Source organism: Streptomyces bikiniensis, assembly GCF_000716625.1.
Lineage (GTDB): Bacteria > Actinomycetota > Actinomycetes > Streptomycetales > Streptomycetaceae > Streptomyces > Streptomyces bikiniensis.
Genome location: NZ_JNXJ01000019.1, coordinates 106,026 through 131,285 on the forward strand (window position 1 = coordinate 106,026; position 25,260 = coordinate 131,285).

Sequence of the window (25,260 nt, forward strand, 5' to 3'; positions counted from 1 at the left end):
GACGGCGGACGTTCACCGCATCTGCGTGAGGTGCCAACGGCGTTCGGTCGACGCGGTCATCTCCGGGCAGCCGCAGGACACCGGGCTCGTCCGCCGCCCGCGACGAGCCCCGTGTCGTACGGCCGCGACCGGGAAGACGGCGAAGCATGGAAACCCTGGTTGCAGCGCGAAGCGTCGATCACCGGCTGACCCGGCACATGGCCGCCTGGGATTCCGCCTGGGCCCGTCGGCTCCTGCCGCCGGTGGAGGAGGCGGCCGAGCACACGAAGTTGTGGTGGGCGGCAGCCGCGGTGATGGCGGCCGGTGGAGGCCTGCGGGGCCGCAGGGCGGCGGTGACCGGGATCGCGGCGATGGCGGTGGCGGAACTGGTGTCCAACGGGGTGGTCAAGAAGCTCGTCGAGCGGCGGCGGCCGCCCGAGGAGTGGATCCCTCACGACGATGTCGAGGACCGCCCCGACAGCTCTTCCTTTCCTTCCGGGCACACCGCCGCCGCCGTGGCCTTCACCGCAGCCGTCGCACCCGCCCTGCCCTGGGCCGGAGCCGCCTGCGCCGTTGCCGCCGCTCTGGTGGCGGTCGAACGGGTTCACAGCGGGGCGCACTACCCCTCCGACGTCGCCGCCGGCGCCGCCATCGGCCTGTCCGTGGCCGCTCTGACCCGATCGGCACCCCGTCTCGCCGTCCGCCGACCGGGCTGAGCCCCGGCGGGTGAACGGGTGGGGGAGCCGGCGCGGGCGGGCGAAGCGCGTCCCGCGCGTCGGCGCCGAGTACCGGGGCCGAGACCGCGATCCGTCCTGGATCCCCAGCTTCGACCGAGCCACCCGGAAGCCCGGGTGGCTCGGCGGGGAGGTGCTCAGGGCGCGTCGACGAGGATCCGGCCGTCGGCGGGCACGAGCGCGGCGAGGCCGCCGGAGTAGGCGGACTGCACACGGGACCGCTCGGTCGCGTTCGGGACGGCGTTGGTGCAGGCCGTACCGGCGCTCGATCCCGACATCAGTTGTGAGCACGGGCCGGGCTTGGTGTCCGGCAGGCCGAGGCTGTGGCCCAGCTCGTGAGCGGCGATCCGCGTCTTGTCGTAGCCCTGGCTCACGGCCTGGGCGCCGAGTTCGACACGCACCTGACGGCCCGGACGGACGGGACCGAGCGTGGCCTGCGGCCAACCCGTGGTGGCGACGATCACGATCTCGGCGCGGACACCGGGCGCCGCCTCCACCAGCCTGACGTTGCTCACGTTCGCGTTCCACGAGGCGACCCCCGCCGCGATCGCCGCCTCCCAGCCTCCGGCGCGGCTGTCGTCATAGCGGAGGGTCACCACCGCCGCCTCCGTGGCGGAGGATTCCGGGGCGGGGGCGGCTGTCGCCGCGCTCGCCACGGCGAGAACGAGCGTGGCGGCGGAGGTGCCCGCCTTGAGCCATGTGCCGAGGGGCATCGCTGCTCCTTCATCTGTGGGGGAACCCACCTGGTGGAGGCGGGTGAACGAAGGGGTGGCGCGGGCGTCCGGCGGGACCGGACGCGACCGTCGAGCACCCCCCGAGCCTTGTGATGGTAGGCCTTGAAGAGCTTTTATGCCATGAACCTGTCATTCTTTCTCCGTCGGCGCTCTTTCTCCGGAAGGGTGCCGACGGCTCCTGCGGGCCTGTGCGGCAGCCGGCCCGCCTCCCCGACGCGCCGGTGCGGCTCCGGAGGACGGCCCCGGCGCGGGCGCGGTCCGCACGGAGCGAACCGCCGGGCGCGGGCGAGTCTCCCGGCGCACCCCCGTCGAACCGTGCTCAGATGGGCGGACGCAGCCGACGGCACAGGAAGGTCGCAGGGATGTCCGAAGCCACCATGAGGGCGATGGCCTACGAAACCTACGGAGGGACGGAGGTGCTCCGCGAGACCCGGCTGCCGCTGCCGAAGGTCGCTCCCGGCGAGGTCCTCGTCAAGGTTCGGTGCGCCGCGGTCAATCCGGTCGACTGGAAGATCATGGCGGGCGGGCTCGACGCCCTGATGGACGTGGTCCACCCGGTGGTCCCGGGATGGGACGTCAGCGGCACCGTCGAGCGGGTCGGCATCGACGTGCCCGAGTTCGCGGCCGGTGACGAGGTGATGGCCTACGCCCGCAAGGACTACGTGCACGGCGGCACCTTCGCGGAGTACGTCAGCGTGCCCGTGCGCGCCCTCGCGGCCAAACCCGCCTCGCTGAACTGGGCGCAGGCCGCCGGACTGCCGCTGGCGGGCCTGACCGCCCACCAACTCCTCACGCGTCTGGGCACGGACGCCGACGACACCGTCCTCGTGCACGGCGCGGCCGGCGGCGTCGGGTCCTTCGGCGTCCAGCTCGCCCGGGCGCTCGGCGCGAGGGTCATCGGAACCGCCTCCCCGCGGAACCACGACCGGTTGCGCGGGTTCGGCTGTGAGCCCGTCGCCTACGGGGACGGACTGGCCGAACGCGTCCGCGCCCTGGCCCCGGACGGGGTCACCGTCGTCGCGGACTTCGTGGGCGGAGTCCTCGACACCACCCTGGCCGTCCTGGCCGAGGGCGGACGGCACGCCTCCATCGCCGACGACGCCGTGACCGGCGCGGGCGGCCAGTGGATCTGGGTACGGCCGAGCGGCGAGGACCTCGCGGCCCTGGGCCGGCTCGCGGACGGAGGCCGGCTCACGGTCGACGTCGCCGCGACGTTCCCGCTCTCCGAACTCGGAGCCGCCTTCGACCTCAGCCGGGAGGGCCACACCCCGGGGAAGATCGTCGTCGAGGTCTGAAGCGCCTTCACGCCGAACGGGCACCCCCGCGCGGGACGCGGGAGTGCCCGTTCTCCGGCGCGGCTCAGAACTCGATGCAGACCGGTCCCTGGTTGACGTTGATCAGGCCGACCTGGGTGGCGGCGCCGTTGCAGGTGAGGTCCATCTCACCGCCACCCCTGTTCTCGCCCGCCTCGTCGAGGGGGCCGAAGTCGATGCAGACCGGTCCCTGGTTGACGTTCACCGCGCCGACCTGCGTGGTGAAGTCGTTGCACAGCCCGTGGGGCGCCGACTCCTCCCCGCGTGCGAGGTGGTGGTCGGCCGAGGCGACGCCGGAACCGGCCATCACCGCGGTGGCGGCGAGAGCGACGGCCACGAAGGTCTTGCGGAAGGACAGCATGATCTCTCTCCGGGAAGTGGAGGACGGGGACACTGCAGACTCCACCAGCGTCGCCCTCCCTCCGCACGCCGGAGTACGCCGCTCGTGCCGCCGGGCACCGCAATCCGCTCTCCTGGCGGTATGCCGGAAGACCCGCGCTCCGGTCGAACCGCGCGAGCCCGGGCCCGGCGCGAGCCGCCGTTCCCACCGCACCGGCGCCCCCTCGGACGGTCCTCCGCCGCGGACCGCACGGCCGGGAGCGGGTCGGCCCCGGTGGGGCGCCGCTGCCGGCCGGCGGGCCCGCCGGCCGCCGCGACCGGGCAGACTGTGCGGGATGGACGACTATCGACCGGTGGACCGGGACCCCGCCCCGGAACGCTACGGACGCCTGCACGTGCGGACCGCCGATCTCGACCCGGCCCGCTGGCTCACCGAACGCACCCAGGGACACGGCGCCTTCGGGACGGTGGCGGGGGTCGCCGCGCCCGGATTCGCCGCCTACGCGAGGATCCTGCATCCGGCTTCCCTGGAGGAGCGGGCGGTACGCTGGGAGACGGTGGCCGCCGCCTACGGGCGCGGGATGACGCCGGGCACGGACTGGCACGAGCTGATCGGGTCGGACCGCGACCACCACGACGCTTCCGAGTACGGTCTGCCCGGCGTCTGGGACGAGCATCCGGCGGAAGGCCCGACTCCGCCCGATGTCGCCCGAGCCCTGATCCCCGTCCTCGCCCGGCACACCCGAACCCCGGAGCACTGCTGGTTCGGTCTGTGGAACGGATACGGGCGATGGGACTTCGACCGGTTCCCCTCCTTCGAGACCCCCGGCCGGGACGAGGTGCTGCTCGCCGGGACGCTGGCCGACGCCGTCTCGCCGGTCTCCCTGGACGAGTTCGCCGAACTGCCCGATCTGTGGTGGCCGCAGGACCGCGCCTGGTGCCTGGGCGGTGACGTGGACCTGGTCAGCACCTACATCGGCGGTTCCCGGGAACTGATCGCCGATCTGTTGGCCGCTCCGGGACTGGAGGCGCATCCGACGGCTCCGGGCGACAAGGTGGGCTGAACCCCGCCGCGCGGAGCTCCGGGACGGGCCTCAGCTCAGCGTCTTCAGCGCGGCCGCGTCGTACGGCTTCAGTTCGTCGGTCCTCCCCGCCAGGACCTTGGACGCCCACTGCGGGTCCTGGAGCAGGGCGCGGCCGACGGCGACGAGGTCGAACTCGTCGCGCTCCAGGCGGTCGAGGAGGTTGTCGAGGCTGCCGAGTCCGGCCCCCTTGCCGGCGAAGGCGTGGAGGAAGTCGCCGTCGAGGCCGACCGAGCCGACGGTGATTGTGGGCCGGTCGGTGAGCTTCCTGGTCCAGCCGGCCAGGTTCAGGTCCGAACCCTCGAACTCCGGGAGCCAGTAGCGGCGGGTGGAGGCGTGGAAGGCGTCGACGCCGGCCGAGACGAGCGGGGCCAGGATCGCCTCCAGCTCCTGCGGGGTCCCGGCGAGGCGCGCGTCGTAGGCCTCCTGCTTCCACTGCGAGTAGCGGAAGATCACCGGGAACTCGGACGAGACGGCCGCACGGACCGCGGCCACGATCTCGGCCGCGAACTTCGTACGGGACACGGCGTCGCCGCCGTAGGCGTCGGCACGGCGGTTCGTCCGCTCCCACAGGAACTGGTCGACGAGGTAGCCGTGGGCGCCGTGGAGCTCGACTCCGTCGAAGCCGATGCGCTCGGCGGCCGCGGCGGCCTCGGCGAAGGCGCCGACGACGTCGTCCAGGTCGCTCCTGGTCATCGCCCTGCCCGTGCCCTCGGTGCCGTCGACGCGGATGCCGGAGGGGCCCATGGCGGGGGCGTCGGCGTAGGGCGCCTGCCCCTGCCGGCGCACCATGCCGATGTGCCACAGCTGCGGGACGATCGTGCCGCCCGCCGCGTGCACGGCCTCGGCGACCTCCGCCCACCCCGCCAGCTGTTCCTCGCCGTGGAAGCGCGGCACGCGATCGCTCTGCCCGGCCGACTCGTGGCCGACGTAGGTCCCCTCCGTGACGATCAGGCCCACGCCGGCGGCGGCACGGCGGGCGTAGTACGACCGCACGTCCTCGCCGGGAACACCGCCGGGCGAGAACATGCGGGTCATCGGCGCCATCACGATGCGGTTCGGGACGGTGAGGCCGTTCAGTGCGACCGGCCGGGACAGGATCTCGGTCGCACGGGAAGCGGGGGACGCGGTGACGGTCACGGGGACGCTCCTCATGGGTACTGCTTGACAACCTTGTTGCTTGAGGACTTCAAGCAACAGGAGGAAGGTAGGCATCAATATTTGAGATGGTCAAGTTTCCCGGGATAAAATGGCCGCATGACAGAAGCTCCCCGCGCCGAAGCGCCCTGTGCCGACACCGCCGGGCTCATGGAGCTGCTCTCGGTGTCGCTCGGCGTCTACTACGGCGACTTCACCGTCGCGGCGGCGAGCGAGAACCTCACGGCCAGCCAGGGCAGGACGCTGACCGTACTGCGCCGGGGACCGGCGGCGATGCGCACCCTGGCCGAGAACATGACCTGCGACGCCTCCAACGTGACCGGGATCGTCGACCGGCTGGAGAAGCGCGGCCTCGTGCGCCGCGAAGCCGACCCGTCCGACCGGCGCGTCAAGAACGTCGTCCTCACGGCCGAGGGCGAGCGCGTCACCGACGCGATCCGCGCGAGGATGCGCACCACGCGGGACGGCCTCGACGGACTGGGCGACCAGGACCGGAAGCGCCTGTACGCCCTGCTGGAACGGGTCTTCGTGTCCGGCTCCCCTTCCTGACCGGGAGGCGGCCCGTGACGGCCGCCGGGTCGGGGTCCTCCCGGAACGGTCGGGCCCGGGCGTGAACGCCGCCCCCGGCCGGTAGGCAGCCCGGACGCGCGCCGCGGTCCCGGTCCCCGAGACGCGGGGTGAGAGCGGTGACCCGGGGCAGGAGGACACCGTGGCAGCGAACACCCTCCGGACGCACCGGAGCACCCCGGGCAATCGTGCGGCCGAGTCGCTACGGCTGGTGGGCTCAGCCCTGCGCGGCACCGCCGTACGCCTCTGGCACGACAACATCGCCGACTACGCGGCGGCCCTCACCTACTACGCGGTGCTGGCTCTCGTGCCCGCCCTGCTCGTCTCGGTCTCCCTGGTGGGACTGGCCGGGGACGGAACCCGTGAGCGTCTGATCCTCGACCTCACCTCGTACGCCCCTCCCCAGTCGGCCCAAGTGCTGCGCGAGGCACTGGAGGGGCTCACCTCGACACCGTCCTCGCTGTGGGCCCTGCTCGTCAGCGGCGTCCTGAGCGCCCTGTGGTCGGCCTCCAGCTACCTGGCGGTCTTCCGCCGCGCCCTGCACGCGATGTACCGGCTGCCCGACACGCGGCCGCCGCTGCGCGCGGCGCACGTCCTCGTGCTCACCGCCGGAGCGCTGCTGGCCCTGCTCGTGGCCGGCGCCGCGAGCCTCGTGGCGACCGGCCCCGTGGCCCGCCGGCTCGCGGCGGCCGTCGGCCACTCGGGCACGGACACCGTGACCGCCCTACGGTGGCCGGTGCTCCTGGCGATCGTCACGGCCCTCGTCCTCATCCTCTACCGGACCGGCCCCGCCCAGGCCCGCCGGAAACGCAGGGGCTTCTCGGGCGGCGTGCTCGCCGCGTTCCTGTGGCTCGGCGCTTCGGTCGTCTTCACCCTGTACACGCAGTTCGGGACCTACAGCCGCCTCTACGGTTCGCTGGCGGGAATCGTGGTCTTCCTCGTATGGCTGTGGTTCACCAACCTGGCCCTGCTCGCCGGCGCGCAGTTCAACGCGGTGCTCGCGCGGGCGGAGGAACGAACGGACCCGTGAGGGGGCGGCACGCACTCCGCAGGAACCCGCTGAACCGTTCCTCCGTCATCCGGCGGACACGGCAGGGGCGGCCCACGGCGGAACACGGCGCGGGACGACCGACGGCCGCTGTCGACGGATTGCCGCGAAGTCCCTCTGCCCAGGGGCGGTGGCCGGTAACGTGAGAAGGCCGACGAGCGGCGCGGGGGAGGAACGGACACATGAGCAGTGACGGTCCGGGGCTGTCGGATTTCCTGGGTTCCTTGTTCATGACCGGTGTCGGCGGAACTCTGCTGTATTTCGGTCTTCCCGGCGGCGGGCCGGTCAAGTGCGGCGATGCCGTCATGTCCCCCGGCGAGTGGTGCGGACCGGCGGGCCACACCCGGACGCACGGCGGCAGCAACTACGACGCCCTGGCCGCCGAACAGCACGCCGGCTCGGTGCCGCTGGCGGTGTTCGGCACCATCCTGGTCGGGCTCGGCCTGCTCTGGTTCGCCGTCCTCGTGTACGCCGCCCTGCGGGACAGCCGCTGAACGCGATCCGGAGCCGCGAACGCCGACCGGGATCCGGCGGACGGCCGTGACCGGTTCCGACGAGCGGCCCCGCCCCACGCGTCCACTGCCGCAGCACGGCGGTGTGGCCCCCTTGCGGGCCGGCCGGGATCCTTCGCGCATGGGAGGTTACGAACTCGTCGGCCGGCTCGGCGCCGGTGGCATGGGCGAGGTGTACCTGGCCCGGTCGGCGCGGGGAGACCTGGTGGCGGTCAAGGTGATCCGCGAGGAGATCACGGGACACCCGGAAGCCCTGCTCCGGTTCCGGCGGGAGGCGGCCACCGTCCGGACGATCCGTGACGCCCGCACCGCGCGCCTGGTCGACGCGTCGCTGGACGCGCCGCCGTACTGGCTGGCCACCGAGTACGTGCCGGGCCCCACGCTGCGTCAGTCGATCGGAGCGAAGGGCCCCTTCCCGTCGGCACGGGTCCGGGAGCTGGGCGCCGAGCTGGCCCGTGCCCTGGCGGGCGTCCACGCGCACGGCGTCACCCACCGGGACCTGAAGCCGCAGAACGTGATCCTCGGTCCCGACGGCCCGCGGCTGATCGACTTCGGCATCGCCCGCGGCACGGACGACACCCGGCTCACCGCGACCGGCACGGCGCCCGGCACTCCCGGCTTCACCGCACCGGAGGTCCTGCTGCGCAACGAGGTCTCTCCCGCGGCCGACGTGTTCGCGCTCGGCGCGACGATGGCGTACGCGCTGACCGGACGGCCCCCTTTCGGCGGAGGTACCGCCGAGGCGGTCTCCTACCGCGCCGTCCACGAGGACGTCGACCTCGAAGGAGCGGCCGGCGACGACCCGGAACTCGTCGCCCTGGTGCGGGCCTGCGTGGCGAAGGACCCGGCCGGACGCCCGGCACCGGCCCACGTCGCCGCCCGCTGCGAAGGCCCGGGCGACACCCTGGTCGAGACCCTGCCCGCGGGGGCGCCGCAGCGGCGCCTCCCCCCGAGGAGGGCGGTGGCCGCGGCGCTCCTGTCGGCCGTGGTCGCCACCGCCGGCGTCACCGTGACGCGGTGGTGGGCGGAGAACGACGGCGGGCACGGCGCCCGGGCCCCGGAGCCCGGCGGGCCGACCGGTACGAGCGCGGGCGGCTGGACCCTGGAGGGAGGCTGGAGCCTGGAGGTCGGGCCGGACCCGGCGCGGGACGGCGCCGTCGAGGACGTTCGCTGGAGGCTCTCCACCGACACGGAGGAGGCGCGCATGGGGATCGGGGACTGCGACCGTCCGCCCCAGGGGCCCGCGCGGGGCTCGGCGTCGACGTCCGTCTCGTACCGCAGCGGCGCACGGACCGCGGACGTGCGCCTGTCGGCGGAGGGCGCCGGGCCCTACCGGGTGGTGGTGGGAGTGAAACCACCGGGAAGCAAAGGATTCGGTCACACATCCGCACCGGTGCGCGTCACCTCGAAACGCGTGGCGCTGGTCTACCCCGCCGACTTCGCCGGGGCGCCGGCGGTGACGGCGGCCGGCGACTGGACGGTCGTCTTCTACCAGGCCGAGGGGGACGACCGAAGCCGCTGGCGCCGCCTGGGCTGCACCGGGTTCCACGCTCGCTGACGGCTCGCACCGTGCCGGGCGGGGTCACCGGGGCTTTCCGTTCGGCACGTACTCCCCGCACGGGCAGGCGCCGCTGGGAGTGAACTCACCGACGGGGAAGTCGTCTCCCGCGCACGCTCCAGTGCCGTCCTCGTGTTCGTAGCTCTGGTGTTTGCAGGTGCGGCACCACTGCTTGGGCGCTCCGACGACGAGCATCGGGAGGAGGGAGACGAGCAGGAGTCCCGCGAGCACACCGATGAGGACGAGGAATTGCATCACCGGGCCAACATCCTTTCTTTGCAGTTAAGTTGGTGGAAGGAACCATTGTGCGCCCTGTGGGTTGCCGAGGCGCGGTCGAGGAGGCGGACGTGGTGGTCACCGTATTGCTGGCAGTCGTCATCCCGGTCGGTCTGCTCGCGCTGGGTACGGGTGCCTATTTGCTGTGGGTCCGCTTCGGGACACGGGAACCGTGGCGGCACGGCGGTGGTGGGGACTCCGGTGACACCTGGGGCGGTGCGTAGACCGAGCGTCCGGAAGGACGCCCTCCTCGTAGGAGCGCTCCGTCTCGGCGTGCGGTCTCACCGGCCTGCCTCCAGCCTCTTCTCCAGGATGCCGACCACGTGGCGCGGCAGTCGGGGGCGCCTCCGGTCCCGGCGTCCCGGGCGCCGCGTGTCCGGCCGGGCCCGGCCCTCGCGCCGGTGCGCCCGCCCACGCCGACTGGATCCGGAAGACCATCGGGCACCGGACCTGAGCCGTGGGGTCTTCTCGTCCCGGGCTTCGCGGCGAAGCAGCTGCGGACCGCCGGCCGAGAACGGAGGAGCCGACACGGCACCGGGGCGTCACTCGTCTTCGTGACGCTCCCTCCTCCTCCGGTCCTGCCGCAGTGCAAGGACTTCTCCGGCGCGTGGCCGGTCGGCACGACCGCGAAGACGGACCGGAACCGGGACAGGAGGGGGACGAGGGGCGCAGGCGGGGTACGGGACGTTCCGCGCACCCGACGCGCCGGGCAACGCCCCTCCCGTGCGCTCGCGCGCCCCCGCACGGGCATGGTCCGCCGTGTCCGGCGACCCCATCATGAGCACGTGAACCGGGGCGCGGCCGACGCGGCACCCCGGACGAGAAGCGGCGGCGACACCACACACCAGGGGGACGCATGGGACAACGCTGGCTGGTGACCGGATGCTCGTCGGGTCTCGGCCGGGCCCTGGCGGAGGCGGCGGCCGCCGCCGGGCACGAGGTCGCGGTCACCGCCCGCAGCACCGTGACACTGCGGGAGACGGCTGCCCGCCACCCGGGGCGGATCGTGCCGATTCCGCTCGAACTGCACGACGCGTCCCAGTGCGAGGAGGCCGTCCGCCACGCCACCGCACGGCTCGGCGGCATCGACGTCCTGGTCAACAACGCCGGAGGAGGAGTGTTCGGCGCCGTCGAGGAGGTCTGCGACGCCGAGGTCCGCGATCAGCTGGAAACGCTGCTGATCGGTCCGTGGCGGCTGATCCGCCTCGTCCTGCCGGGCATGCGTGCCCAGGGCCACGGCCACATCGTCAACGTCTCCTCGCTCGCCGGCCGGATGGCCTTCCCGGGCCTCGGCGCCTACGTCGCGGGAAAGTTCGCGCTGGAGGGCATGAGCCAGACGCTCGCCGCCGAGGTCACCCCCCTGGGCATCCGGGTCACCGTGGTCGAACCGGGCGGCTTCGCCACGCGCTACGGGACCTCGCTCAGGCGGTCCGCACGCCGGATGCCCGAGTACGCCGCCGCGAGCGCCGGGATGCTGGACGGACTGCGCGGCATGGCCGACGACGCGACCATGGGCCGGCCCGAGGACTTCGCGGCCCGGGTGCTCGCTCTCGTCGCGTCGGAGGACACCACACCGCTGCGGGTCCCCATCGGCCAGGACGCCTTCCTCTATCTCGAGGCCGTGGAACAGGCGGCCCGTGACGAACTGGCCGCCGCCCGCGCCCTGGCGGACGCGCCGCCGCCCCCGGCGCTGGAGGACGCCGCACACGACCCGGTGTGAAGCCGGCGTGAGCCATGGATTCCCGGGCGAAAGCATTCGCTTTCCACGTTCCGCGGGAGGACTTCGACACGGCAGCCCGCCTCCACGCCGAGTGCTTCGGAGGGTGCTGGCCCATCGGCACGGTCATGGGCGTTTCCGGTCCGGCGCCGCCGGACCGGTTCGTGGAGGTCGGCGCGCTCGTGCGCCCCGACGCGAAGCCGTGTGCGGGGGGCCGGCCCGACTCCTCGCGGCGAAACCGCTTTCGGGTTCACCGACGCCGCCCGCCCGTGCGTTCAGCAGGCCCTTGCGGCTGTACGGGGAAACGGCTCGGTCTGCGCCACCCGGACGCGGTGCGCCAGCCGGCGGGCGGCGTGCACACTGCGACGCGTCAGGCAGAGTTCGCCCGCCGGAACGTGGCAGGTCGGGCAGGGATGGGCGAAAGCGCCGTGCCGGAACTGGCGGTGCGTCTCGTAGGTGGCGTCCAGCATCGCATCGAGGGCCGAGGACGGAAGGGAGACGGAAGCGCGGGTGGCGGTGCGCACCGGCCGGTGGGGGAGGGGCAGGACCGTGGTGGAACTCATGACGGGCATCTCCTCGTACGGCGTGGGTGCGAGGCCGTGGGCTCTTGCACTCCGTGTGGTGAAGGGCGGGGGTTCCTCCTGCCTACCCGCATTGCCCCGGCTCAGACGCGACACCGCCGACCGTCTTCCGTACGGGTGCGGACCTCGCACGGCACGACGAGGCGCAGCGGAGACGGGACATCGAGGAGGGCGACGCGGCTCGCATGATCGGTCGAGTCGGCCTCGTACGCAGTCGCACCGGCAGAAGTACGCGGGGCGGTACTTCTGCCGGTGCGACTGCGTGGTCCCGCTCCTGCGGGTCGTGTTGGCTGGGGGTACCGGGCGACGGACCGGGCCGTGACCGCTCCGTGATCCCGGCCACCGAACCGCTCTGCGGGCCCCGGCGCAGCCCCTCGCGCCGAGGACCGCCTCACCTCTGGAACCGACGTGCGCATAACTGATCATTTCAGGATGGAGTGCCTGGCCGGAGAGTTGCGCGCCGTGATGACGCGAACCGGTCCGGAGGGCGGGGAACGGGGACACGGGACCAAGCGGTGGCAGCTCCTGCGGGAAGACGTCCTGATCGGCGAGCTCAGCGAGTACGGCTGTGATCGGCCGTACTCACTTGCGCGCTTCACCCCGGGACCCGGCTGGGAGAGCGTGCGGCCGTTGTTCGAGGCGCGGGCGGCCCACAGGGGGACCGACCCGGACGGGGCCGGGACCGCCGCCCCGGCCGAACCGTTGCGGAATCTGGGGCTCACACTGGCCCCGGTCGACGGCGGGCAGCCCCCGTTGCGGCTCTTCAAGGACTGCACGGTGCGCATCAACGGGTCCGAGGCCCGCCTCCGCCACCGGCACGCGAACTGACCGCCCGTCTCCCGGCGGCCGCCGGGAGCGCCGCACGGGAGCGTCCGCCGCTCCGCTGTGCGGGGTCGTCACCGTTTCGGGTCGAGCGCGGCACGGTGCCCGTCCCGGCCGCGCGACCCGGAACCGGAAGCGCGGCGAACGACCGGTTTCACCGGTCCCGGACGCGTCCGGGTGTCGGCCGTCCTGTTCTCACGCGCGGGTCGTGAGCCTCGTGACCGCCGCGTCGTACCGTGCCCGCAGCCCCGTGTCCTCCAGCCCCGTGTCCTCCAGCCCCGTGTCCTCCGAGACCCTCAGCAGGACGCCGAGCGCTCGTACCGCGCCGTCCTCGTAGCCGGAGGACTCCGCCTCCCGGGCCGCGAGATCGAGCTGTTCGATGCCCTCGGCTTCGTCACCGAGGCCCAGCAGCGCCTCTCCCCTCACCATGAGCAGCAGTATGTGGGGGATGTCGGCCGTGCCGGACCGATCGTCGAAGGCCAGTGCCCCGGTTGCCGTGTCGAGGGCTTCGCGCCACTTCCCGGCGTCGGCCCGATGACGGGCCAAGTGCTGCAGGGCCAGTCTTTCGACGGTTCGGTCGTCGGCCGCGCGAGCCAGCTCCACCGCCCGCTCGCACCCTCGCGCCGCCTCGTCCAAGCCGCCGAGCGCCGCCTGCGCCATGGCCAGAACGAGCAGGGCGTTCGCCTCGGCCACCGGGTCGCCCGACCGGGAGGCGAGCGTGGAGGCCGCCCTCAGATGAGCCAGCGCCTCCTCGATGCGCCCTTCCTCGATCAGCACCCAACCGAGCACGTTCAGTACGCGTGACTCGCCGTGCTGATCGGCGTCGGTCCGTGCCGACCGGAGGCCGGTCTCCAGGAGTGGGGCCCAGCCGTCCCGTACACGCCACACGATCAACGGCCACATCGTCATGACGATCCGCCAGGCCCTGTCGTGCAGCCCCGCCGCATGCGCCGCGGCCACCGCCAGCGCGAGGTCGTCCCTCTCCACCGCGTACCAGGCCACGGCGGCGGCCCGGTCATCGAACTCCCGTACGACGGCGGGCGGCAGGTGGTCCACCGGCAGGGGGAAGCACTCCTCGTTGCCGGGCTCGGCCGCCGCCACGGCCGCGAGGCCCGTGGTGACGTAGTGGTCGAGCAAGCGCTTGAGCGCTTCGGGCGCGACCTCCAGGCTCCGCGCGTAGAGACGCACCAGATCGTGCATGGCCCATCGGCCGGGCGCCGTCTCCGTGACGAGGTGCGCGGCGGCCAGCCTCTCCAGGGCGGCTTCGGCGGCCGGAGGATCCGTATCGGCCAAGGCGGCCGCCGTGTACCGGTCGACGTGCGTACCGGGGTGACGGCCGAGACGGGCGAACTGGCGCGAGACGTCCTGAGGAAGCTGCTGCAGCGACAAGCGCAGTGCCGCCCGCACGCCGGTGTCCTCCACGTCCAGCAGGCTCAACCTGCGCGTCTCGTCGGACAGCTCGGCCGCCATCGTCTCCAGGGACGAGCCGGGCCGTTGCGTCAGCCGGGCGGCCACCACCCGCAGCGCAAGGGGCAGTCCGTCGCACAGCTCGGCCAGCCGCCGCGCGGCCACCGGCTCCGCGGCGACCCGTTCCCCGCCCAGCACCGCGGCGAGCAGCATCGTGCCGTCCTGCGGGCCGAGCACGCCCACCGCGACGGGCCGGGCGGCGTCGGTGACGATCAGCCCCGGCAACCGGTGCCTACTGGTGACAACGGTCACGCAGCGCCGGCCGCCCGGAAGGAGAGGCCTGACCTGCTCTGAGTTCCGCGCGTTGTCGAGCACCACGAGGAGTCGGCGGTCGGCGGCGAGCGACCGGAACAGCGCGGCCGCGCCGTTCTCCGACTCCGGTACCCGTTCGAGCGGCACACCGAGCGCCGGCAGGAACTCCCGCAGCACCTCCATGAGCGTGGGCTCGCCCGTGTCGCCGAAGCCCCGCAGGTCGGCATAGAGCCGTCCGTCGGGAAAACCGGTAGGGGCGCGGTGGGCCCAGTGCAGTACGAGGGCCGTCTTTCCGACCCCTGCGGGCCCGACGACCAGACATACGGGCGCTTCGCCTTCGGCGGCCCGGGACAGGGCGTCGAGTTCCGCCGCCCGTCCGTGGAAACCACGCGGTGCGCGCGGCAGCAGATCGGGTGCGGCGGCCCGACCGACGGCGTCCGGCACGGACGCGGGTGACGGCGAATTCGCGGTGCGGGCCTTCCTGGGACGACCCAAGCCGGCGATGCGTTCCAGTTCCCGCGCGACGGCCTCGTCCAGGCCGAGGGCCCCGGCCAGTGCCTGCACGGTGCGACGCTGGGGCCCCCGGGAGTGTCCGCGCTCCATGTACGACAGCGCCCGCACGCTCACCCCCGCGGTGTGTGCCAACTCCTCCTGGCTCAGACCGGCCTCCGTCCGCAGACGGTGCAGAAGTGTGCCGAAGCCGCCGTCGACCGGCGTACCGCTGTCCATACCTGCGTATCCCCTGGTCAGTGCGGTGCGACCGAAACGTCGTACCCCGCCTGCAAAAGTATGCACGAACTGCTTTTGCCGGCGAAGCGCGCTGTCCCCGCCCCGGGAACCAACCCCGCGCAGTGCGATGACGGGCTCCACGTCCTCCCCGGGCCCCCGTGAGCGGAATGACGAAGGCCCCGTCGGCACGCCATGGACACCCGCCGCGCCGGCCTGCCGGGGGCCACGCGGCACGGCAGAGGGGATGACGGTCGCTTCGCCGGTCTGTCAGAGCCCGCGTCTAGGCTGCTCCAGAGAGTCGATCAAGGAGCGGAACAGTGCGAATAGAGCGTCACCAGGTGGACGGAGCGGCCGTGTCGGCAGCCCGTGAGGACTTCACGAACCGCATCGGGCGTCGGGTGCACTCCCTGTCGAGGGCCGGCCGGATGGCCACGTACGCATGGCAGTGGATCGCCGACGACTTCCTCGACTACCTGGGCGCCCTCTCCCTCACCGACCCCGACCTCGACACTCCGGAGGCCAAGGCCGTCCTCAAGGACGCCTCCGAAGCCGCGGCAGGAGCCGTCGCCTACGCCGCGTACCACCCGCACTGCACGTTCGACGTCTTCCTGGACTACGTCAACTTCGGCATGAGCTACGACGCGGGTGACGACGCCCCCGAGGAAACGGTCACACCAGGGGAGTGGATCCAGGCACTGTGCCTGGCGGCGCTCCGGGACAGGGCGAAGTGGCACGGCGAGGCCTTCCACTTCGCCCGGCAGAAGTTTGCCGCGCGGACGCAGGGAACGCCCGCAGGCGAGCTCGCCACCGGGCTGACGGCCGTGATCCTGGACGACACCGGCGACGACGAGGAGTACCCGCCGAGCGCCCGGGCCAAGCTCGCCGCCGTCGACGCGGCCCTGGAGCGGATCCGGACCCGTGCCGGAGAAAGCGGCGAGCCCCTCCTGGACCGGCCGGACAGCGCGGCGTTGCAGGCCCTGCGCGCCCTGGTCGCCGAGGACCAGGACGCCTTCGACGCGGCGCTGGCCGACGTCCTGACCCGGCACGCCGCCCTGCACGCCACGACGACCTCCCCGCGCAGCCTCCTCCCGCTCGTCCCCATCGCCCTCGCCGCGTTCGCGTACCGCGCGCTGGGCTGGCCGCCCGCCGTGAGCAGCGACTACCTACCGCACGCGCTGGTCACCGGCTTCGAGACCCGGGGACCCCGGGTCGCGGGGCTCGGCCGGGAGCGGCGGCCGGACGCCGTCGCCGCGCTTGCCGCGGGCCCGCTGGTGGTGGAGCGGCCGGCCTGCGAGCGGGACGGGATCCCGCGGATCGAGGCCACGTACGAGGAGCACCTCGCGGAAGCGCTCACTCCCGTCGACGGCGAGCCCCTCGCCGTCTGGCGCCTGGGCAGCGTGCTGGAGGACCAGAAGCGCCTGTTCCAGTGGCGGGAGGGAAACCCGGGCGACGTCGCGGACAAGCAACTCGCCACCCTTCGGCTGGCTTCCCGGACGGGGGCGGCCCTGTTCCGCATCGCGCTGGCGGAGCCGGACACCGAGGTCGAGGTGTCCATCGCCGGACGCCCGCTGCGTTACCCGGCCCGGCGCGGCGACGAAGCAGGCGCCGGACACTGGCAGACGGCCGTCGCCTTCGCCCTCATCACCGGCGCGCGCGAAGACCTCGCTCCCCTGGTCCTCACCGGCCCCGCCTTCGCCCGCCCGGACGGCTCCGCGTTCGCCGCGTACCGCGAGGCCCTCCACGCCCACCTGACGGGCGCCGGGTCCGAGGCGGCCGTGCGACGAGCATTGCAGGAGGACGAGAAAGCCGAGGACCGGGGCTTCGCGATGCCGCCGGCCGTGCTCCTGTCGCAGCTGGTGGAGGGCGACGAGGAGAGCTTCAACCTGGCCCTGGCCGACGCGCTCGAAAACCACCGCGCCCACTACGAGGTCGCCGACCGCGCCGACTCTCCCGAGGCCTCCGTCAACCTCGACGTCCTCGCGCTTGCCTGCCATGCCCGCCGCCGGGGCTGGGCCGTCCGCGTGGAGTCCCCCTACCTGCCGCAGTACCTTCTGCGGGCTGTCGAACCCTTCTGAAAGGGCCTTCCTTCCCTTTTCGTGCGTCGGACCTCCCTCTCCACGACGTCTTCGGCCCCTGGTCCGCGGCCTCATCCGGTCGGCCCCGTTGCGGAGGGTTCAGTCGAAGCGGACGGAGAACACTCTGTCGGGCGCGGTCGCGAAGGCGAGGAGTTCCTCGCCTTCCCGAACGAGTGCGTCGCGCTCTTTCCCCGTCAGCGGTGCGAAGGGCTCCAGCACGAGGACGGCCGTCTTGCGCCGCTGTTCGATCCGCCAGACGCCGCGGACGAAGCCGTCCACGAGGAAGGTCGCCCGGATCAGGCCGTTGCGGGTGAAGACCAGTCGGCGCTGCTCCTCGGTGAGGATGCGGCCACGGTCGGCATGGGACAGCAGGATGTTGTCGAACTCGGGCAGATAGCGCACCGGGACGGACAGGTCGGGGTCGGGTAGCGGCGCGTTCGGCACGTCCAGGAGCTCCACGCCGTTCTCGTCGCGGAAACTGCGCAGTCGCGGACGCAGCCGGCGCACGGACTCGGTGATCCTCGTCATTCCCGACCAGGTCTGCACGTCCTTGACGGAGGCCGGGCCGAACGCCGCGAGGTAGCGCTCGACCAAGGCGTCCGGGGACGGGTCGGTCGCCGGAGGACGGCCGAGCCAGGACCGGGCCGTGGTGTGCGCCGCCCGCCCGCTCTCGCCCCAGAGGCCGCGCGGTGGCACCTGGACGAGTGGTGTCAGGTTGCGTACGGCGTTGGCCAGGGCGAACGGGTCGCGTCCGGGCCGGCGGTCCGCGAGCCGGGCGCCCAGCTCGCTCAGCGTGAGGGGTTCCTCCTCGACCAGCTTTCGGCCCATCTCCGCCACCTCCGCCAGATCGAGCCCTTCGAGCTTGCGTCCGAAGGTGTTCTTGAGGCCCCGGGCGAGAGCGTCGGCGAGAACCGGCCTCAGAGCGAGGCAGTCGTCCGCGGTGACGAGGTGGATCGTGCCGCGCATCAAGGCGACCCGCACCACCTCGCGGCTCCGCACGAGCCCGGCGAGGTCCTCGACGCCGAAGCCGGACAGTCGGGTCCACAGCCCGATGTAGGGCGGGTCGGGCGCCTGGGCCTGCATGCCGACCAGGTGCGAGATCGCTGCGACGGGCGTCGCCTCCACCCGTCCGGTGAGCATCTGGCGGGCCAGCAGACTTCTGTTGAGCGCTCTGCGGCCCAGCACGCTCGGGTCCCCCGTCGTCATGAGGCGGATCCTCTCACCCGGATCGCACGACGGCGAAGGCGGTGGTGCTTCCCCGCGGCATCGCCCGGCGCCACGACGGGACGGGGGCGCGTGTCCACGCCGTCGCCCTTCGGCACGCGGGGAAATCACCGCGTGCCGAAGCGGCTGGGAGCCGTGCGGGTGGGGGAGTAATGCCAGGACCCGCGGCTCGAACGTCCGCGGGACGACGAAGGAGGGCACATCCATGACACGGTCTCACCGGCAGAACGACACCGGCTCCGGCGCCCCTTCTCCGGGAACGGCCCCGGTCGGCCGGCGGAGCCGGCTCCTCCGGCTGGGCGCGCCGTCCGTCGCCGCAGCCGCGCTCACGGCGACCGTCGCGCTCTACACGACCCTGGTCGCCTTCGGGAACGTCACGGACTTCGGAACCAACCAGCAGTTCGTCCAGCACGTCCTGAGCATGGACACCACGTTCGAGGACCCCGACCTGATGTGGCGGGCGGTCGAGTCGCCCGGTCTGCAGAACGCCGCCTATGTCGCCATCATCGTCTGGGAGGCGCTGGCCGCAGTGGTGCTCCTCGCCGCCACCTGGTTCTGGATCGAGGGGTTGCGCCGCGACACGTACGACCGTGCCCGCGCGGCGAGCACGGTGGGCCTGGTGATGGTGCTGCTGCTCTTCGGGGCGGGGTTCATCGCGATCGGCGGTGAATGGTTCGCCATGTGGCAGTCGTCCGACTGGAACGGCCTGGACGCCGCAGCCCGCAACGTCGCGCTGGCCGCCTTCGCACTCCTCGTCGTGCACCTCCCCGGTGTCCGCCGGGCGGCCGGCGAACAGCCCTGACGCCTTCCCCGCCGAAAGGGAGGCGGGAAGAGGCGTGCCGCACCGCCCGCCGCCTCCCGCGTGTGAGCCCGGCTTGCCTTCAAGCACACTCGAAGCCCTGGCGTCGGGGCCGTGACCACGACGAACGAGACAAAGACATGGATCGTCACGGGCGCGAGTTCGGGTCTCGGCCTGGCACTCGCCGAGGCGGCACTCGCGGCCGGCGAGCACGTGATCGGCACCGCGCGACGGGCCGACCGGTTCGACGGGCTCAGGGCGCGGTACGGGGACCGGTTCCTCGCCGTCGAGCACGATGTGCGCGACACCGGAGGAGCGGCCGCGGTCGTGCAGCGGGCGCTGGAGGTGTGAGGTCGTCGGCGCCGTGCGCGCGAACATGGCCGAGGCCGACGGAGTCCAGGAGGGCGACCCGGCCCGCGCCGCCCGAGTGATCCGCGACGTGCTCGACGCTCCCGACGCGCCGCTCCGGCTCCCGCTCGGCGCCGAGGCGGTCCGCAACCTCACCCGCGTCTACCGTGCGGCGCTCGACGACGTCGGGAAGTGGGCGTCCGTGAGCGGGTCGGCGGACTTCCCGAACATGCCGCCCGCGGTGCGCGCGTTCTGATCGCCGTACGCCGTGGGCCATGGCCACGGATCCGTGAGCCCGGCCTGGCGCCGCGGATCACCGAGTGCGGGGCCCGCGTCCACGGCGGACATCGGGAAGGCCGGAGCCCGCCCGTCGTCCCGCGGACCGGGCGAGACCGGCGGGACGGGTGCGGGCGGTCGTGATCCGGACGGCGGCGGGTGCGACGGGGAGGAGCCGAAGCGCGCCCCGGCGGCTCCACGGCGCGTCCGGGCGGAGCCCGTGGTCGCGCGGGTCGTGCGGCTGCCGCGGTCCTCGCCCGTTCGTCCCGGCGCCGCTGCCCGTGACCGAGGGTCAGGCCGCGCGCGCCTCGCGCCGGTAGCCACCCGGGGCCTGCCCGTACTCGCGTTTGAATGCCTTGGCGAAGGCGTACTCGGAGCCGTAACCGGTGCGCGCGGCGACCGTGGACAGCGGGGCCTCGGACTCCCGAAGGAGCCGTGCGGCGGTCGTCATGCGCCAGCGGGTCAGGTACGTCATGGGCGGCTCGCCGACCAGGTCGTTGAACCGGCGGGCGAAGGCCGCGCGGGACAGGCCCGCACGGGCGGCCAGCGACTCCACGGTCCACTGGGCGTCCGGCTTCGCGTGGATCGCCGCCAGGGCCGGCGCGACCCCCGTGTCCCTGAGCGCGGCCGCCCAGCCCCCGGCCTGCGCGGCCGGACCCTGCTCCAGCCAGGCGCGCAGGATGTACAGGAGCAGCGAGTCGATCAGCGCGGGCACGATGCCGGCCGAGCCGGCCCGCGGCTGCTCCAGCTCCGCGCGCAACAAGCCGACGGCGGAGGCGAGTTCGGGTTGCCGGGGAGGGTGCGCGGGCAGGTGGATGATCTCCGGCAGCTGTCGTACGAGGGGGTGGGGGCGGGCCTGGTCGAGGTGGTAGTTCCCGCACAGCAGGTGGGTGGGCGCGCCGTCGCCGCCGACGGTGACCGTGCCGAGCGGGGAGCCGGGACTGAACTGGGACTCCCGCTCGACCTCGGCCGGGGTGTCGGGGTGGTCGGCCAGGACGTGCCCGCGCCCGTCCCGCAGGAAGACCACGTCGCCCGGGCCCAGCGGGAGGGGCGGCTGCGATGCCGTGTCCTCCAGCGGGACGAGCCAGCACGTACCCGACAGCACCACGTGGAATCCCGCCCCGGCCACGGGCGGCAGCCTCAGCCCGAAGGGAACACGTCCGGTGGTCCGTACGGAGACCGGACGACCGGTACGCATCGAGGCCAGCACCTCGGTGAGGATGTCCAACTCGTCTCTCCGTAGAACTCCCGGTCTTCCTTCGCACTCTAACCCGCCCTGCTCAGGCCACGGTCAGGACGACCTTGCCGCGGGTGCGGCCCGAGCCGACCAGTTCGTGGGCCTTCGCCGCCTGTTCGAGCGGGAGCGTCGCGGAGACGTGCGGGCGGATGCGGCCCGCGTCGATCAGGGCGGCGATCGCCTCCAGGGAGGCGTAGTCCGGTTCGACCGAGATCCCGGCGAAGTGGCGGCCCTCGTCCTCGACGCGGGCGGCGAGCTCGGTGTTCCAGTGCTCCATGATGCTGACCAGGGTGCCGCCGGGCCTCAGGACGCTCAGCGCACGCTCGCCCTCGGAGCTGGAGTCGAAGACGACGTCGATGTCCTCGACCGCTCCGGTGTAGTCGGTGGTGCGGTGGTCGATGATCTCGTCCGCCCCGAGTTCGCGGACGAGATCGTGGTTGGCGGCGCTCGCCAGGGCCGTGACGCGGGCGCCGCGCGCCTTGGCGATCTGTATCGCGAAGTGGCCGACGCCACCGGCCGCCCGGTGGATCAACACCCGCTGCCCTTCGGAGATCCGGGCGGCGTCGACCAGGCCCTGCCAGGCGGTGAGGGCGGCGAGCGGCACGGCGGCGGCGTGCACGTGGTCGAGCGTCGCGGGCTTGCGGGCCACCTGGCGCGAGGGCACCGCCACGTAGTCGGCGTAGCCGGTGGCGGCTCGCGGGAAGAACGGCATGCCGAAGACCTCGTCCCCGGGCTTGAAGCGGGCGCCGGGGCCGGCCTCCTCGACGACACCGGAGATGTCCCAGCCCACACCGAACGGAGGCTCGCCGAGCAGCGGGTAGGCACCGGAGCGCACCGCCACGTCGACCGGGTTGACGCCGCTCGCGTGCACGCGGACGAGGACCTCGCCGCCGAGCGGGGCCGGCTTGTCCCTCTCGGCGAGCTCCAGGACCTCGGGGCCGCCGAAGGACTTCTGGATGACAGCACGCATGGTGAACTCCCTTTCGCAGTGGTGGTCTCGGGGCGAGCGCCCCTCGTCTGCCTCCACGTTAGGGAGATCGAACGAGCCGCTGAATATCCTCCGGTCTCAGAAAGATGTCCGAGCGTCCACAGGCGGACGAGGATCAGCACCGCCACATCCGGGCCCCGCGCAGGAGCGGACCGGTGCCGGCGCGGCCAGGCCGTGCCGGCACGGACAGCCACGGATTCTTCGGGGCAAAGGTCGCAGGACCGATCCCGCCGCCACTCCAGGCCGTCGGGGCTCCGGAGGGCCGTCCTGCTTGCGAAGCGGGCCCCGGGGGAAGGAAACCCGTGACCCGGGCGGCCCGCGCAGCGGACCCGGCCCACGAACGACCCCTCTACCGAACGGACCCCCTCGCGTGACGACCATCCCTCTCGAGTCCCCGACCGCACGTGTGCCCGGGCGGGTCTGGACCGTCCGACTGACCGGTCACAGCGACCGCACCGCGAGTGTCACCTGCACTTCGCCGTGCAGGATGCCCGCCCGCTCCCGTGACCTGGCCGCCTTGCGCGCCTTCGCCGCCCGGCACGCCGCCGCCCACGCCAGGGCCGCCGCCGTCCGGCCCAACGCCTCCTGCCACTGCCGCGCCGAACGCTGCGAAGCACACCCGGGGGAGAAGACGTCGTGCGCGGGCGAAGTGGTGCTGATCCTGCGCCACGACCCGATCGTCGGGCAGGTGTGGATCGTCGAGGAGGTGTGCGGGATGTGCGCACCCCACATCCCGCACGCCCGGATCCTGGCCCGCGCCGCGGTCCCTGCCGGACGCACCACTGCCGGCCCGGCCACCCGGAGTCAGGGCCAGGGGCGGGCACAGGTGCTGCCGCGCCCGGGGGTGCCGAACCTGTTCTCCTCGGCCGGTGCCGCCGAGGTGGGTACGGACACGATCCGGCGCCCGCGCAAGCCGCGCCGTCGGCCCCGCCAGGGCTGAGGCGCACCACCCGCAACGAGGAGCCCCGCCGTCGGGTGAGCGACGGGGGCGGGGCGGTCGAGAGCAGCGGTGCGGCCGCTGCCGACCGGCCGGCTCGGGCGAGGTCCGTGGGGCCCGGGTCCGTTTCCGGGGCCCGTCCGCACCCGCGTACGCCGCCTGCCCGGACGGGAAGATCTACAACTTCCCGGACCAGGCGACGTACGGCTTCGACCGCCTCGACATCTGCCGGGGGCACCCCGGTCGGACAGCCCGTGCGGTCCCGTGCCACAACCGCCGACGTGCCCGCCGACGCACCCGCCGGCGTCGGCGCCGGGGGCGCCGTCTTCGACCGGCAGGCCGACACCCTTCACCGAGCGACCGGATCCGAGCACGGGCTTTCGCTCCGCCTCGGCCTCAAGGACACGGCGCCACCGCCCACCGGCCACGAGGGGCAATGGGATTGCACCGCACCCTCCGCTCGCGACACGGTGCCGGTCCGCCGCTACCTCCTGCGCTCGGCGCCCGCCCCGTGCGCAACTTCGTGATCGGGAACCCGCGCCGGTCCACCCGCTGCCCTTCGGACGGGTTCGACCAGCACTTCGGCATCGCCGGGGCGTTCGGGAAACCTCGGGCGGTGAAGCAGGGGCCGGCGGGATCCTCGTACGAGAAGGGCAACTGCGGCCCACAGGCGACAACAAGGCCGCCGGACGTCAGGGACTGCTGAACGGCGTCGGGCGGCGGCTCCGCCACCTCACCGCTCGTGGGCGGCCGGCTGACGGAGGGCTTCCTCGACGTGAGGCCGCACCCGTTCGGGGACGCAGTCCTCCGTGACGACCGCGCGACCGCTCGTGCGACAGCCGACCGCCATCAGTGCGGGAGAGCTCTCGGTGGGCACGCCGGCCTTCTTGAACTGCCGGCCGAGCCGGCTGACCCACAACGGCCTCGTGGAGATCGCGTCCGGTGGCGTCCGGTGGTCCTTGCCGTCGTCACCGCTCCGCCGCCCTGCCCGTCCCGGCCGTGAAGGCGCCACCGGAACGTCCGCCGCGCTGCGCCGACACCTGCTCGAAAGCCGTACGGATGACGTCGTTGTCCGCGCTCGGCACCGCACGCGGGCGGCTTCCGGGGACGAGAGCGCGAAGCGCGGCCCCCGGGCGATCCGCCGACCATCCAGGTGCCCGGCGTTCGAGCGGCCGCTACCCGTCCCGCCAGGCGCTCACGGTCCAGAAGACCGCGAAGCCCGTCCACAGGACGGCGAACACCCAGACCGCGGGGTGGCCGCCGAACAGCGCCATGGTGCCGAGCCAGCCGACTCCGAAGGCCACGAACAGCAAGCCGAAGCCGGTGTAGGAGAAGAGGCCCGAAAGGCGCCCGCTCAGTAATGCCCACGCGCCGCCCACCAGACTCAGGCAGCCCAACGCGAGCCACGGGAGAACCGACTGCTGCGAGGAGGGCGCGTAGGAGTCGGTGCGGCCGCGAACCCTCAGCTCCACGACCTCCCCCCGCCACAGCCGGACTTCGGCGCGGTCGCCCTTCCCGGCGTCGTCGTACGTCTCCGACCCCACGTCCAGCCAGGCCGTGCCCCCCGGCCACCGCACCCTCAGGTCGTAGTGCCTCGTGCAGGTCGTGCCGCCGCCTCCGCCGCCCGCGGTGGTCACCCCGCCGGCCATCACGCCGCCCATGGTGCCACCGGCGGTGTTCATACCGCCTCCGGTGGTGATGCCCCCCGCCGTGCCGCCGCTCGTGCCGTTGGACGTACAGTGCTCTCCCGTCCGCCGGTCGAGCACCGTGCCCGTCTCGTGCCGCACGCACGGTTCCCCCTCGTCCCCGTCCCCGCTCCGGCAGACGGGTGCGCCGCGGTACTCCATGGTCGCTTCGTAGCCTTCGGCGACCTGCTGACCGCACAGCAGGACCACCGATCCTGCCGCGAGGACGAGCAGCCCCCGTAACCAGCGGGGCAGCCGCTCGCGGTACCAGATGTCGCCGTACCCCCTGCTTCTCATCCCGTCGTGATTCCCGTTCGGCGCAGTCCCCATGCACCGCCCCCGCCACGGCGAGCGGATGACGACCCGGCCGCGCATCACTCGTGGTGTCCGGTGAGCCGCTCACCGCAGGGCCCCGCACCTCATCCCCGGCGTCCCGGCCGAAGCCTCGAACAGATCCCACCGACACTCGTGCCGGACGTACGGGTGAGACGGGCCGAGCCGCACGAAGTCCCTTGACGCCTGTGCGCTTCTCCGGCCCACCGGCATGCTCGTGTGGGGCCACCATGCCGGTGGGCCGACGACCTCGAACCTACTTCCGCGGACTCTCGGCGCCCATACGGAACCCGGCTCCTACGGATACGCCAAGAACCCGGCCTGTCCCCGCCAAGTGCACAAGTGCGTGGACCTGCGGTTTCGCAGGTGGTCACCCGAAGACTCCTACACACCACCGGTCAGGGGGTCGTCGGTCAGGGCGATGGTGGCGGTGATCCTCTTGCCGAGGGGCGTGCGGTGGACGGTGAAGCCCTGGGCGAGTCTGACGACG

At 73.2% G+C, this 25,260-nt stretch carries 26 protein-coding genes; 15 read left to right on the forward strand and 11 right to left on the reverse strand.

All coding sequences use genetic code 11. The annotated features are described in order from the left end of the window. The first annotated feature begins 146 nt into the window (after window positions 1-146). Window positions 147-695 carry a phosphatase PAP2 family protein gene (locus OO47_RS17310; RefSeq protein WP_030217665.1) on the forward strand — a complete coding sequence of 183 codons (549 nt, stop codon included), beginning with the start codon at window positions 147-149 and terminating at the stop codon, window positions 693-695. 155 nt (window positions 696-850) lie between these two features. Here the strand turns inward: OO47_RS17310 and OO47_RS17315 are convergent, their stop codons facing one another. Next, the gene (locus OO47_RS17315; RefSeq protein ID WP_030217668.1) at window positions 851-1,426 is read right to left on the reverse strand and encodes a snapalysin family zinc-dependent metalloprotease; all 576 of its coding nucleotides are present in this window, start codon (window positions 1,424-1,426) and stop codon (window positions 851-853) included. 398 nt (window positions 1,427-1,824) lie between these two features. On the opposite strand from OO47_RS17315, the gene OO47_RS17320 reads away from it, so the two are divergent. After that, a complete protein-coding gene (locus OO47_RS17320) occupies window positions 1,825-2,742 on the forward strand; it encodes an NADP-dependent oxidoreductase (RefSeq protein WP_199812310.1) in 918 nt (305 codons plus the stop codon). A 64-nt stretch (window positions 2,743-2,806) separates the two neighbouring features. Here OO47_RS17320 and OO47_RS17325 read toward each other — a convergent pair whose 3' ends face one another. Continuing rightward, the gene (locus tag OO47_RS17325; protein ID WP_051716195.1) at window positions 2,807-3,121 is read right to left on the reverse strand and encodes a hypothetical protein; all 315 of its coding nucleotides are present in this window, start codon (window positions 3,119-3,121) and stop codon (window positions 2,807-2,809) included. Window positions 3,122-3,434: 313 nt separating this feature from the next. Here OO47_RS17325 and OO47_RS17330 point away from each other — a divergent pair, with 313 nt between their 5' ends. Further along, on the forward strand, window positions 3,435-4,163 hold the full coding sequence (locus OO47_RS17330) for a hypothetical protein (protein WP_030217675.1): 729 nt from the start codon (window positions 3,435-3,437) through the stop codon (window positions 4,161-4,163). A gap of 30 nt (window positions 4,164-4,193) precedes the next feature. Here OO47_RS17330 and OO47_RS17335 read toward each other — a convergent pair whose 3' ends face one another. Continuing rightward, window positions 4,194-5,321, reverse strand: coding sequence for an NADH:flavin oxidoreductase (locus OO47_RS17335; RefSeq protein WP_030217678.1), 1,128 nt, complete (start codon window positions 5,319-5,321; stop codon window positions 4,194-4,196). Between the two features lie 168 nt (window positions 5,322-5,489). Between OO47_RS17335 and OO47_RS17340 the strand changes: the two genes are divergently transcribed. The 4 genes from OO47_RS17340 (at window position 5,490) to OO47_RS17355 (ending at window position 9,024) form a co-directional block, all read left to right on the forward strand. Further along, on the forward strand, window positions 5,490-5,888 hold the full coding sequence (locus OO47_RS17340) for a MarR family winged helix-turn-helix transcriptional regulator (protein WP_078489705.1): 399 nt from the start codon (window positions 5,490-5,492) through the stop codon (window positions 5,886-5,888). Between the two features lie 160 nt (window positions 5,889-6,048). Beyond that, window positions 6,049-6,936, forward strand: a complete 888-nt coding sequence (locus tag OO47_RS17345) for a YihY/virulence factor BrkB family protein (RefSeq protein ID WP_033209360.1) — start codon at window positions 6,049-6,051, stop codon at window positions 6,934-6,936. Window positions 6,937-7,136: 200 nt separating this feature from the next. Next, complete coding sequence (locus OO47_RS17350; protein WP_030217687.1) at window positions 7,137-7,448, forward strand: hypothetical protein; 312 nt, start codon at window positions 7,137-7,139, stop codon at window positions 7,446-7,448. A gap of 139 nt (window positions 7,449-7,587) precedes the next feature. Beyond that, the gene (locus OO47_RS17355) at window positions 7,588-9,024 is read left to right on the forward strand and encodes a serine/threonine-protein kinase (RefSeq protein ID WP_051716196.1); all 1,437 of its coding nucleotides are present in this window, start codon (window positions 7,588-7,590) and stop codon (window positions 9,022-9,024) included. A 24-nt stretch (window positions 9,025-9,048) separates the two neighbouring features. Here the strand turns inward: OO47_RS17355 and OO47_RS17360 are convergent, their stop codons facing one another. Further along, the gene (locus OO47_RS17360) at window positions 9,049-9,282 is read right to left on the reverse strand and encodes a hypothetical protein (protein ID WP_030217692.1); all 234 of its coding nucleotides are present in this window, start codon (window positions 9,280-9,282) and stop codon (window positions 9,049-9,051) included. A gap of 89 nt (window positions 9,283-9,371) precedes the next feature. On the opposite strand from OO47_RS17360, the gene OO47_RS17365 reads away from it, so the two are divergent. Together OO47_RS17365 and OO47_RS17370 are read left to right on the forward strand one after the other, a co-directional pair. Beyond that, a complete protein-coding gene (locus OO47_RS17365; RefSeq protein ID WP_158708668.1) occupies window positions 9,372-9,524 on the forward strand; it encodes a hypothetical protein in 153 nt (50 codons plus the stop codon). A 632-nt stretch (window positions 9,525-10,156) separates the two neighbouring features. Continuing rightward, window positions 10,157-11,020: an SDR family NAD(P)-dependent oxidoreductase gene (locus OO47_RS17370; protein WP_030217698.1), complete on the forward strand. Its 864-nt coding sequence runs from the start codon at window positions 10,157-10,159 to the stop codon at window positions 11,018-11,020. 272 nt (window positions 11,021-11,292) lie between these two features. Here OO47_RS17370 and OO47_RS17375 read toward each other — a convergent pair whose 3' ends face one another. Then, window positions 11,293-11,580 carry a hypothetical protein gene (locus OO47_RS17375; RefSeq protein WP_158708669.1) on the reverse strand — a complete coding sequence of 96 codons (288 nt, stop codon included), beginning with the start codon at window positions 11,578-11,580 and terminating at the stop codon, window positions 11,293-11,295. A 450-nt stretch (window positions 11,581-12,030) separates the two neighbouring features. Here OO47_RS17375 and OO47_RS17380 point away from each other — a divergent pair, with 450 nt between their 5' ends. Next, on the forward strand, window positions 12,031-12,426 hold the full coding sequence (locus OO47_RS17380; protein ID WP_234323215.1) for a hypothetical protein: 396 nt from the start codon (window positions 12,031-12,033) through the stop codon (window positions 12,424-12,426). Between the two features lie 189 nt (window positions 12,427-12,615). On the opposite strand, the gene OO47_RS17385 is transcribed toward OO47_RS17380, so the two are convergent. Then, on the reverse strand, window positions 12,616-15,009 hold the full coding sequence (locus OO47_RS17385; protein WP_158708670.1) for an ATP-binding protein: 2,394 nt from the start codon (window positions 15,007-15,009) through the stop codon (window positions 12,616-12,618). Between the two features lie 197 nt (window positions 15,010-15,206). Here OO47_RS17385 and OO47_RS17390 point away from each other — a divergent pair, with 197 nt between their 5' ends. Continuing rightward, on the forward strand, window positions 15,207-16,943 hold the full coding sequence (locus tag OO47_RS17390; RefSeq protein ID WP_106969411.1) for an immunity 49 family protein: 1,737 nt from the start codon (window positions 15,207-15,209) through the stop codon (window positions 16,941-16,943). A gap of 99 nt (window positions 16,944-17,042) precedes the next feature. On the opposite strand, the gene OO47_RS17395 is transcribed toward OO47_RS17390, so the two are convergent. Next, window positions 17,043-18,149: a winged helix DNA-binding domain-containing protein gene (locus OO47_RS17395; RefSeq protein WP_030217709.1), complete on the reverse strand. Its 1,107-nt coding sequence runs from the start codon at window positions 18,147-18,149 to the stop codon at window positions 17,043-17,045. 223 nt (window positions 18,150-18,372) lie between these two features. Here OO47_RS17395 and OO47_RS17400 point away from each other — a divergent pair, with 223 nt between their 5' ends. The 3 genes from OO47_RS17400 (at window position 18,373) to OO47_RS37295 (ending at window position 19,570) form a co-directional block, all read left to right on the forward strand. After that, entirely contained in the window at window positions 18,373-18,969 is a 597-nt protein-coding gene (locus tag OO47_RS17400) for a DUF2165 domain-containing protein (protein WP_030217714.1), read from the forward strand. Window positions 18,970-19,080: 111 nt separating this feature from the next. Further along, window positions 19,081-19,317: an SDR family NAD(P)-dependent oxidoreductase gene (locus OO47_RS37290; RefSeq protein ID WP_030217717.1), complete on the forward strand. Its 237-nt coding sequence runs from the start codon at window positions 19,081-19,083 to the stop codon at window positions 19,315-19,317. 13 nt (window positions 19,318-19,330) lie between these two features. Further along, entirely contained in the window at window positions 19,331-19,570 is a 240-nt protein-coding gene (locus tag OO47_RS37295; protein ID WP_030217720.1) for a Rossmann-fold NAD(P)-binding domain-containing protein, read from the forward strand. Between the two features lie 312 nt (window positions 19,571-19,882). Here OO47_RS37295 and OO47_RS17415 read toward each other — a convergent pair whose 3' ends face one another. After that, window positions 19,883-20,818 carry an AraC family transcriptional regulator gene (locus OO47_RS17415; protein WP_030217723.1) on the reverse strand — a complete coding sequence of 312 codons (936 nt, stop codon included), beginning with the start codon at window positions 20,816-20,818 and terminating at the stop codon, window positions 19,883-19,885. Window positions 20,819-20,870: 52 nt separating this feature from the next. After that, window positions 20,871-21,797 (reverse strand): NADP-dependent oxidoreductase, encoded by a 927-nt coding sequence (locus OO47_RS17420; RefSeq protein ID WP_030217726.1) that lies wholly within the window; start codon window positions 21,795-21,797, stop codon window positions 20,871-20,873. A gap of 505 nt (window positions 21,798-22,302) precedes the next feature. Between OO47_RS17420 and OO47_RS17425 the strand changes: the two genes are divergently transcribed. Then, a complete protein-coding gene (locus OO47_RS17425; protein WP_234323216.1) occupies window positions 22,303-22,755 on the forward strand; it encodes a hypothetical protein in 453 nt (150 codons plus the stop codon). Window positions 22,756-23,485: 730 nt separating this feature from the next. On the opposite strand, the gene OO47_RS17430 is transcribed toward OO47_RS17425, so the two are convergent. Together OO47_RS17430 and OO47_RS37845 are read right to left on the reverse strand one after the other, a co-directional pair. After that, window positions 23,486-23,629: a hypothetical protein gene (locus OO47_RS17430; RefSeq protein ID WP_158708671.1), complete on the reverse strand. Its 144-nt coding sequence runs from the start codon at window positions 23,627-23,629 to the stop codon at window positions 23,486-23,488. A 298-nt stretch (window positions 23,630-23,927) separates the two neighbouring features. Further along, window positions 23,928-24,734 (reverse strand): hypothetical protein, encoded by an 807-nt coding sequence (locus tag OO47_RS37845; protein ID WP_234323217.1) that lies wholly within the window; start codon window positions 24,732-24,734, stop codon window positions 23,928-23,930. Window positions 24,735-25,260 lie beyond the last annotated feature (526 nt).

Bases quoted from the DNA above. Each gene is read 5' to 3' on its own strand.
- OO47_RS17310 (WP_030217665.1), top strand. From the start codon at position 147: ATGGAAACCCTGGTTGCAGCGCGAAGCGTCGATCACCGGCTGACCCGG.
- OO47_RS17315 (WP_030217668.1), bottom strand. From the start codon at position 1,426: ATGCCCCTCGGCACATGGCTCAAGGCGGGCACCTCCGCCGCCACGCTC.
- OO47_RS17320 (WP_199812310.1), top strand. From the start codon at position 1,825: ATGAGGGCGATGGCCTACGAAACCTACGGAGGGACGGAGGTGCTCCGC.
- OO47_RS17325 (WP_051716195.1), bottom strand. From the start codon at position 3,121: ATGCTGTCCTTCCGCAAGACCTTCGTGGCCGTCGCTCTCGCCGCCACC.
- OO47_RS17330 (WP_030217675.1), top strand. From the start codon at position 3,435: ATGGACGACTATCGACCGGTGGACCGGGACCCCGCCCCGGAACGCTAC.
- OO47_RS17340 (WP_078489705.1), top strand. From the start codon at position 5,490: ATGGAGCTGCTCTCGGTGTCGCTCGGCGTCTACTACGGCGACTTCACC.
- OO47_RS17350 (WP_030217687.1), top strand. From the start codon at position 7,137: ATGAGCAGTGACGGTCCGGGGCTGTCGGATTTCCTGGGTTCCTTGTTC.
- OO47_RS17355 (WP_051716196.1), top strand. From the start codon at position 7,588: ATGGGAGGTTACGAACTCGTCGGCCGGCTCGGCGCCGGTGGCATGGGC.
- OO47_RS17370 (WP_030217698.1), top strand. From the start codon at position 10,157: ATGGGACAACGCTGGCTGGTGACCGGATGCTCGTCGGGTCTCGGCCGG.
- OO47_RS17375 (WP_158708669.1), bottom strand. From the start codon at position 11,580: ATGAGTTCCACCACGGTCCTGCCCCTCCCCCACCGGCCGGTGCGCACC.
- OO47_RS17380 (WP_234323215.1), top strand. From the start codon at position 12,031: ATGGAGTGCCTGGCCGGAGAGTTGCGCGCCGTGATGACGCGAACCGGT.
- OO47_RS17395 (WP_030217709.1), bottom strand. From the start codon at position 18,149: ATGACGACGGGGGACCCGAGCGTGCTGGGCCGCAGAGCGCTCAACAGA.
- OO47_RS17400 (WP_030217714.1), top strand. From the start codon at position 18,373: ATGACACGGTCTCACCGGCAGAACGACACCGGCTCCGGCGCCCCTTCT.
- OO47_RS17420 (WP_030217726.1), bottom strand. From the start codon at position 21,797: ATGCGTGCTGTCATCCAGAAGTCCTTCGGCGGCCCCGAGGTCCTGGAG.
- OO47_RS17425 (WP_234323216.1), top strand. From the start codon at position 22,303: ATGCCCGCCCGCTCCCGTGACCTGGCCGCCTTGCGCGCCTTCGCCGCC.
- OO47_RS37845 (WP_234323217.1), bottom strand. From the start codon at position 24,734: ATGAGAAGCAGGGGGTACGGCGACATCTGGTACCGCGAGCGGCTGCCC.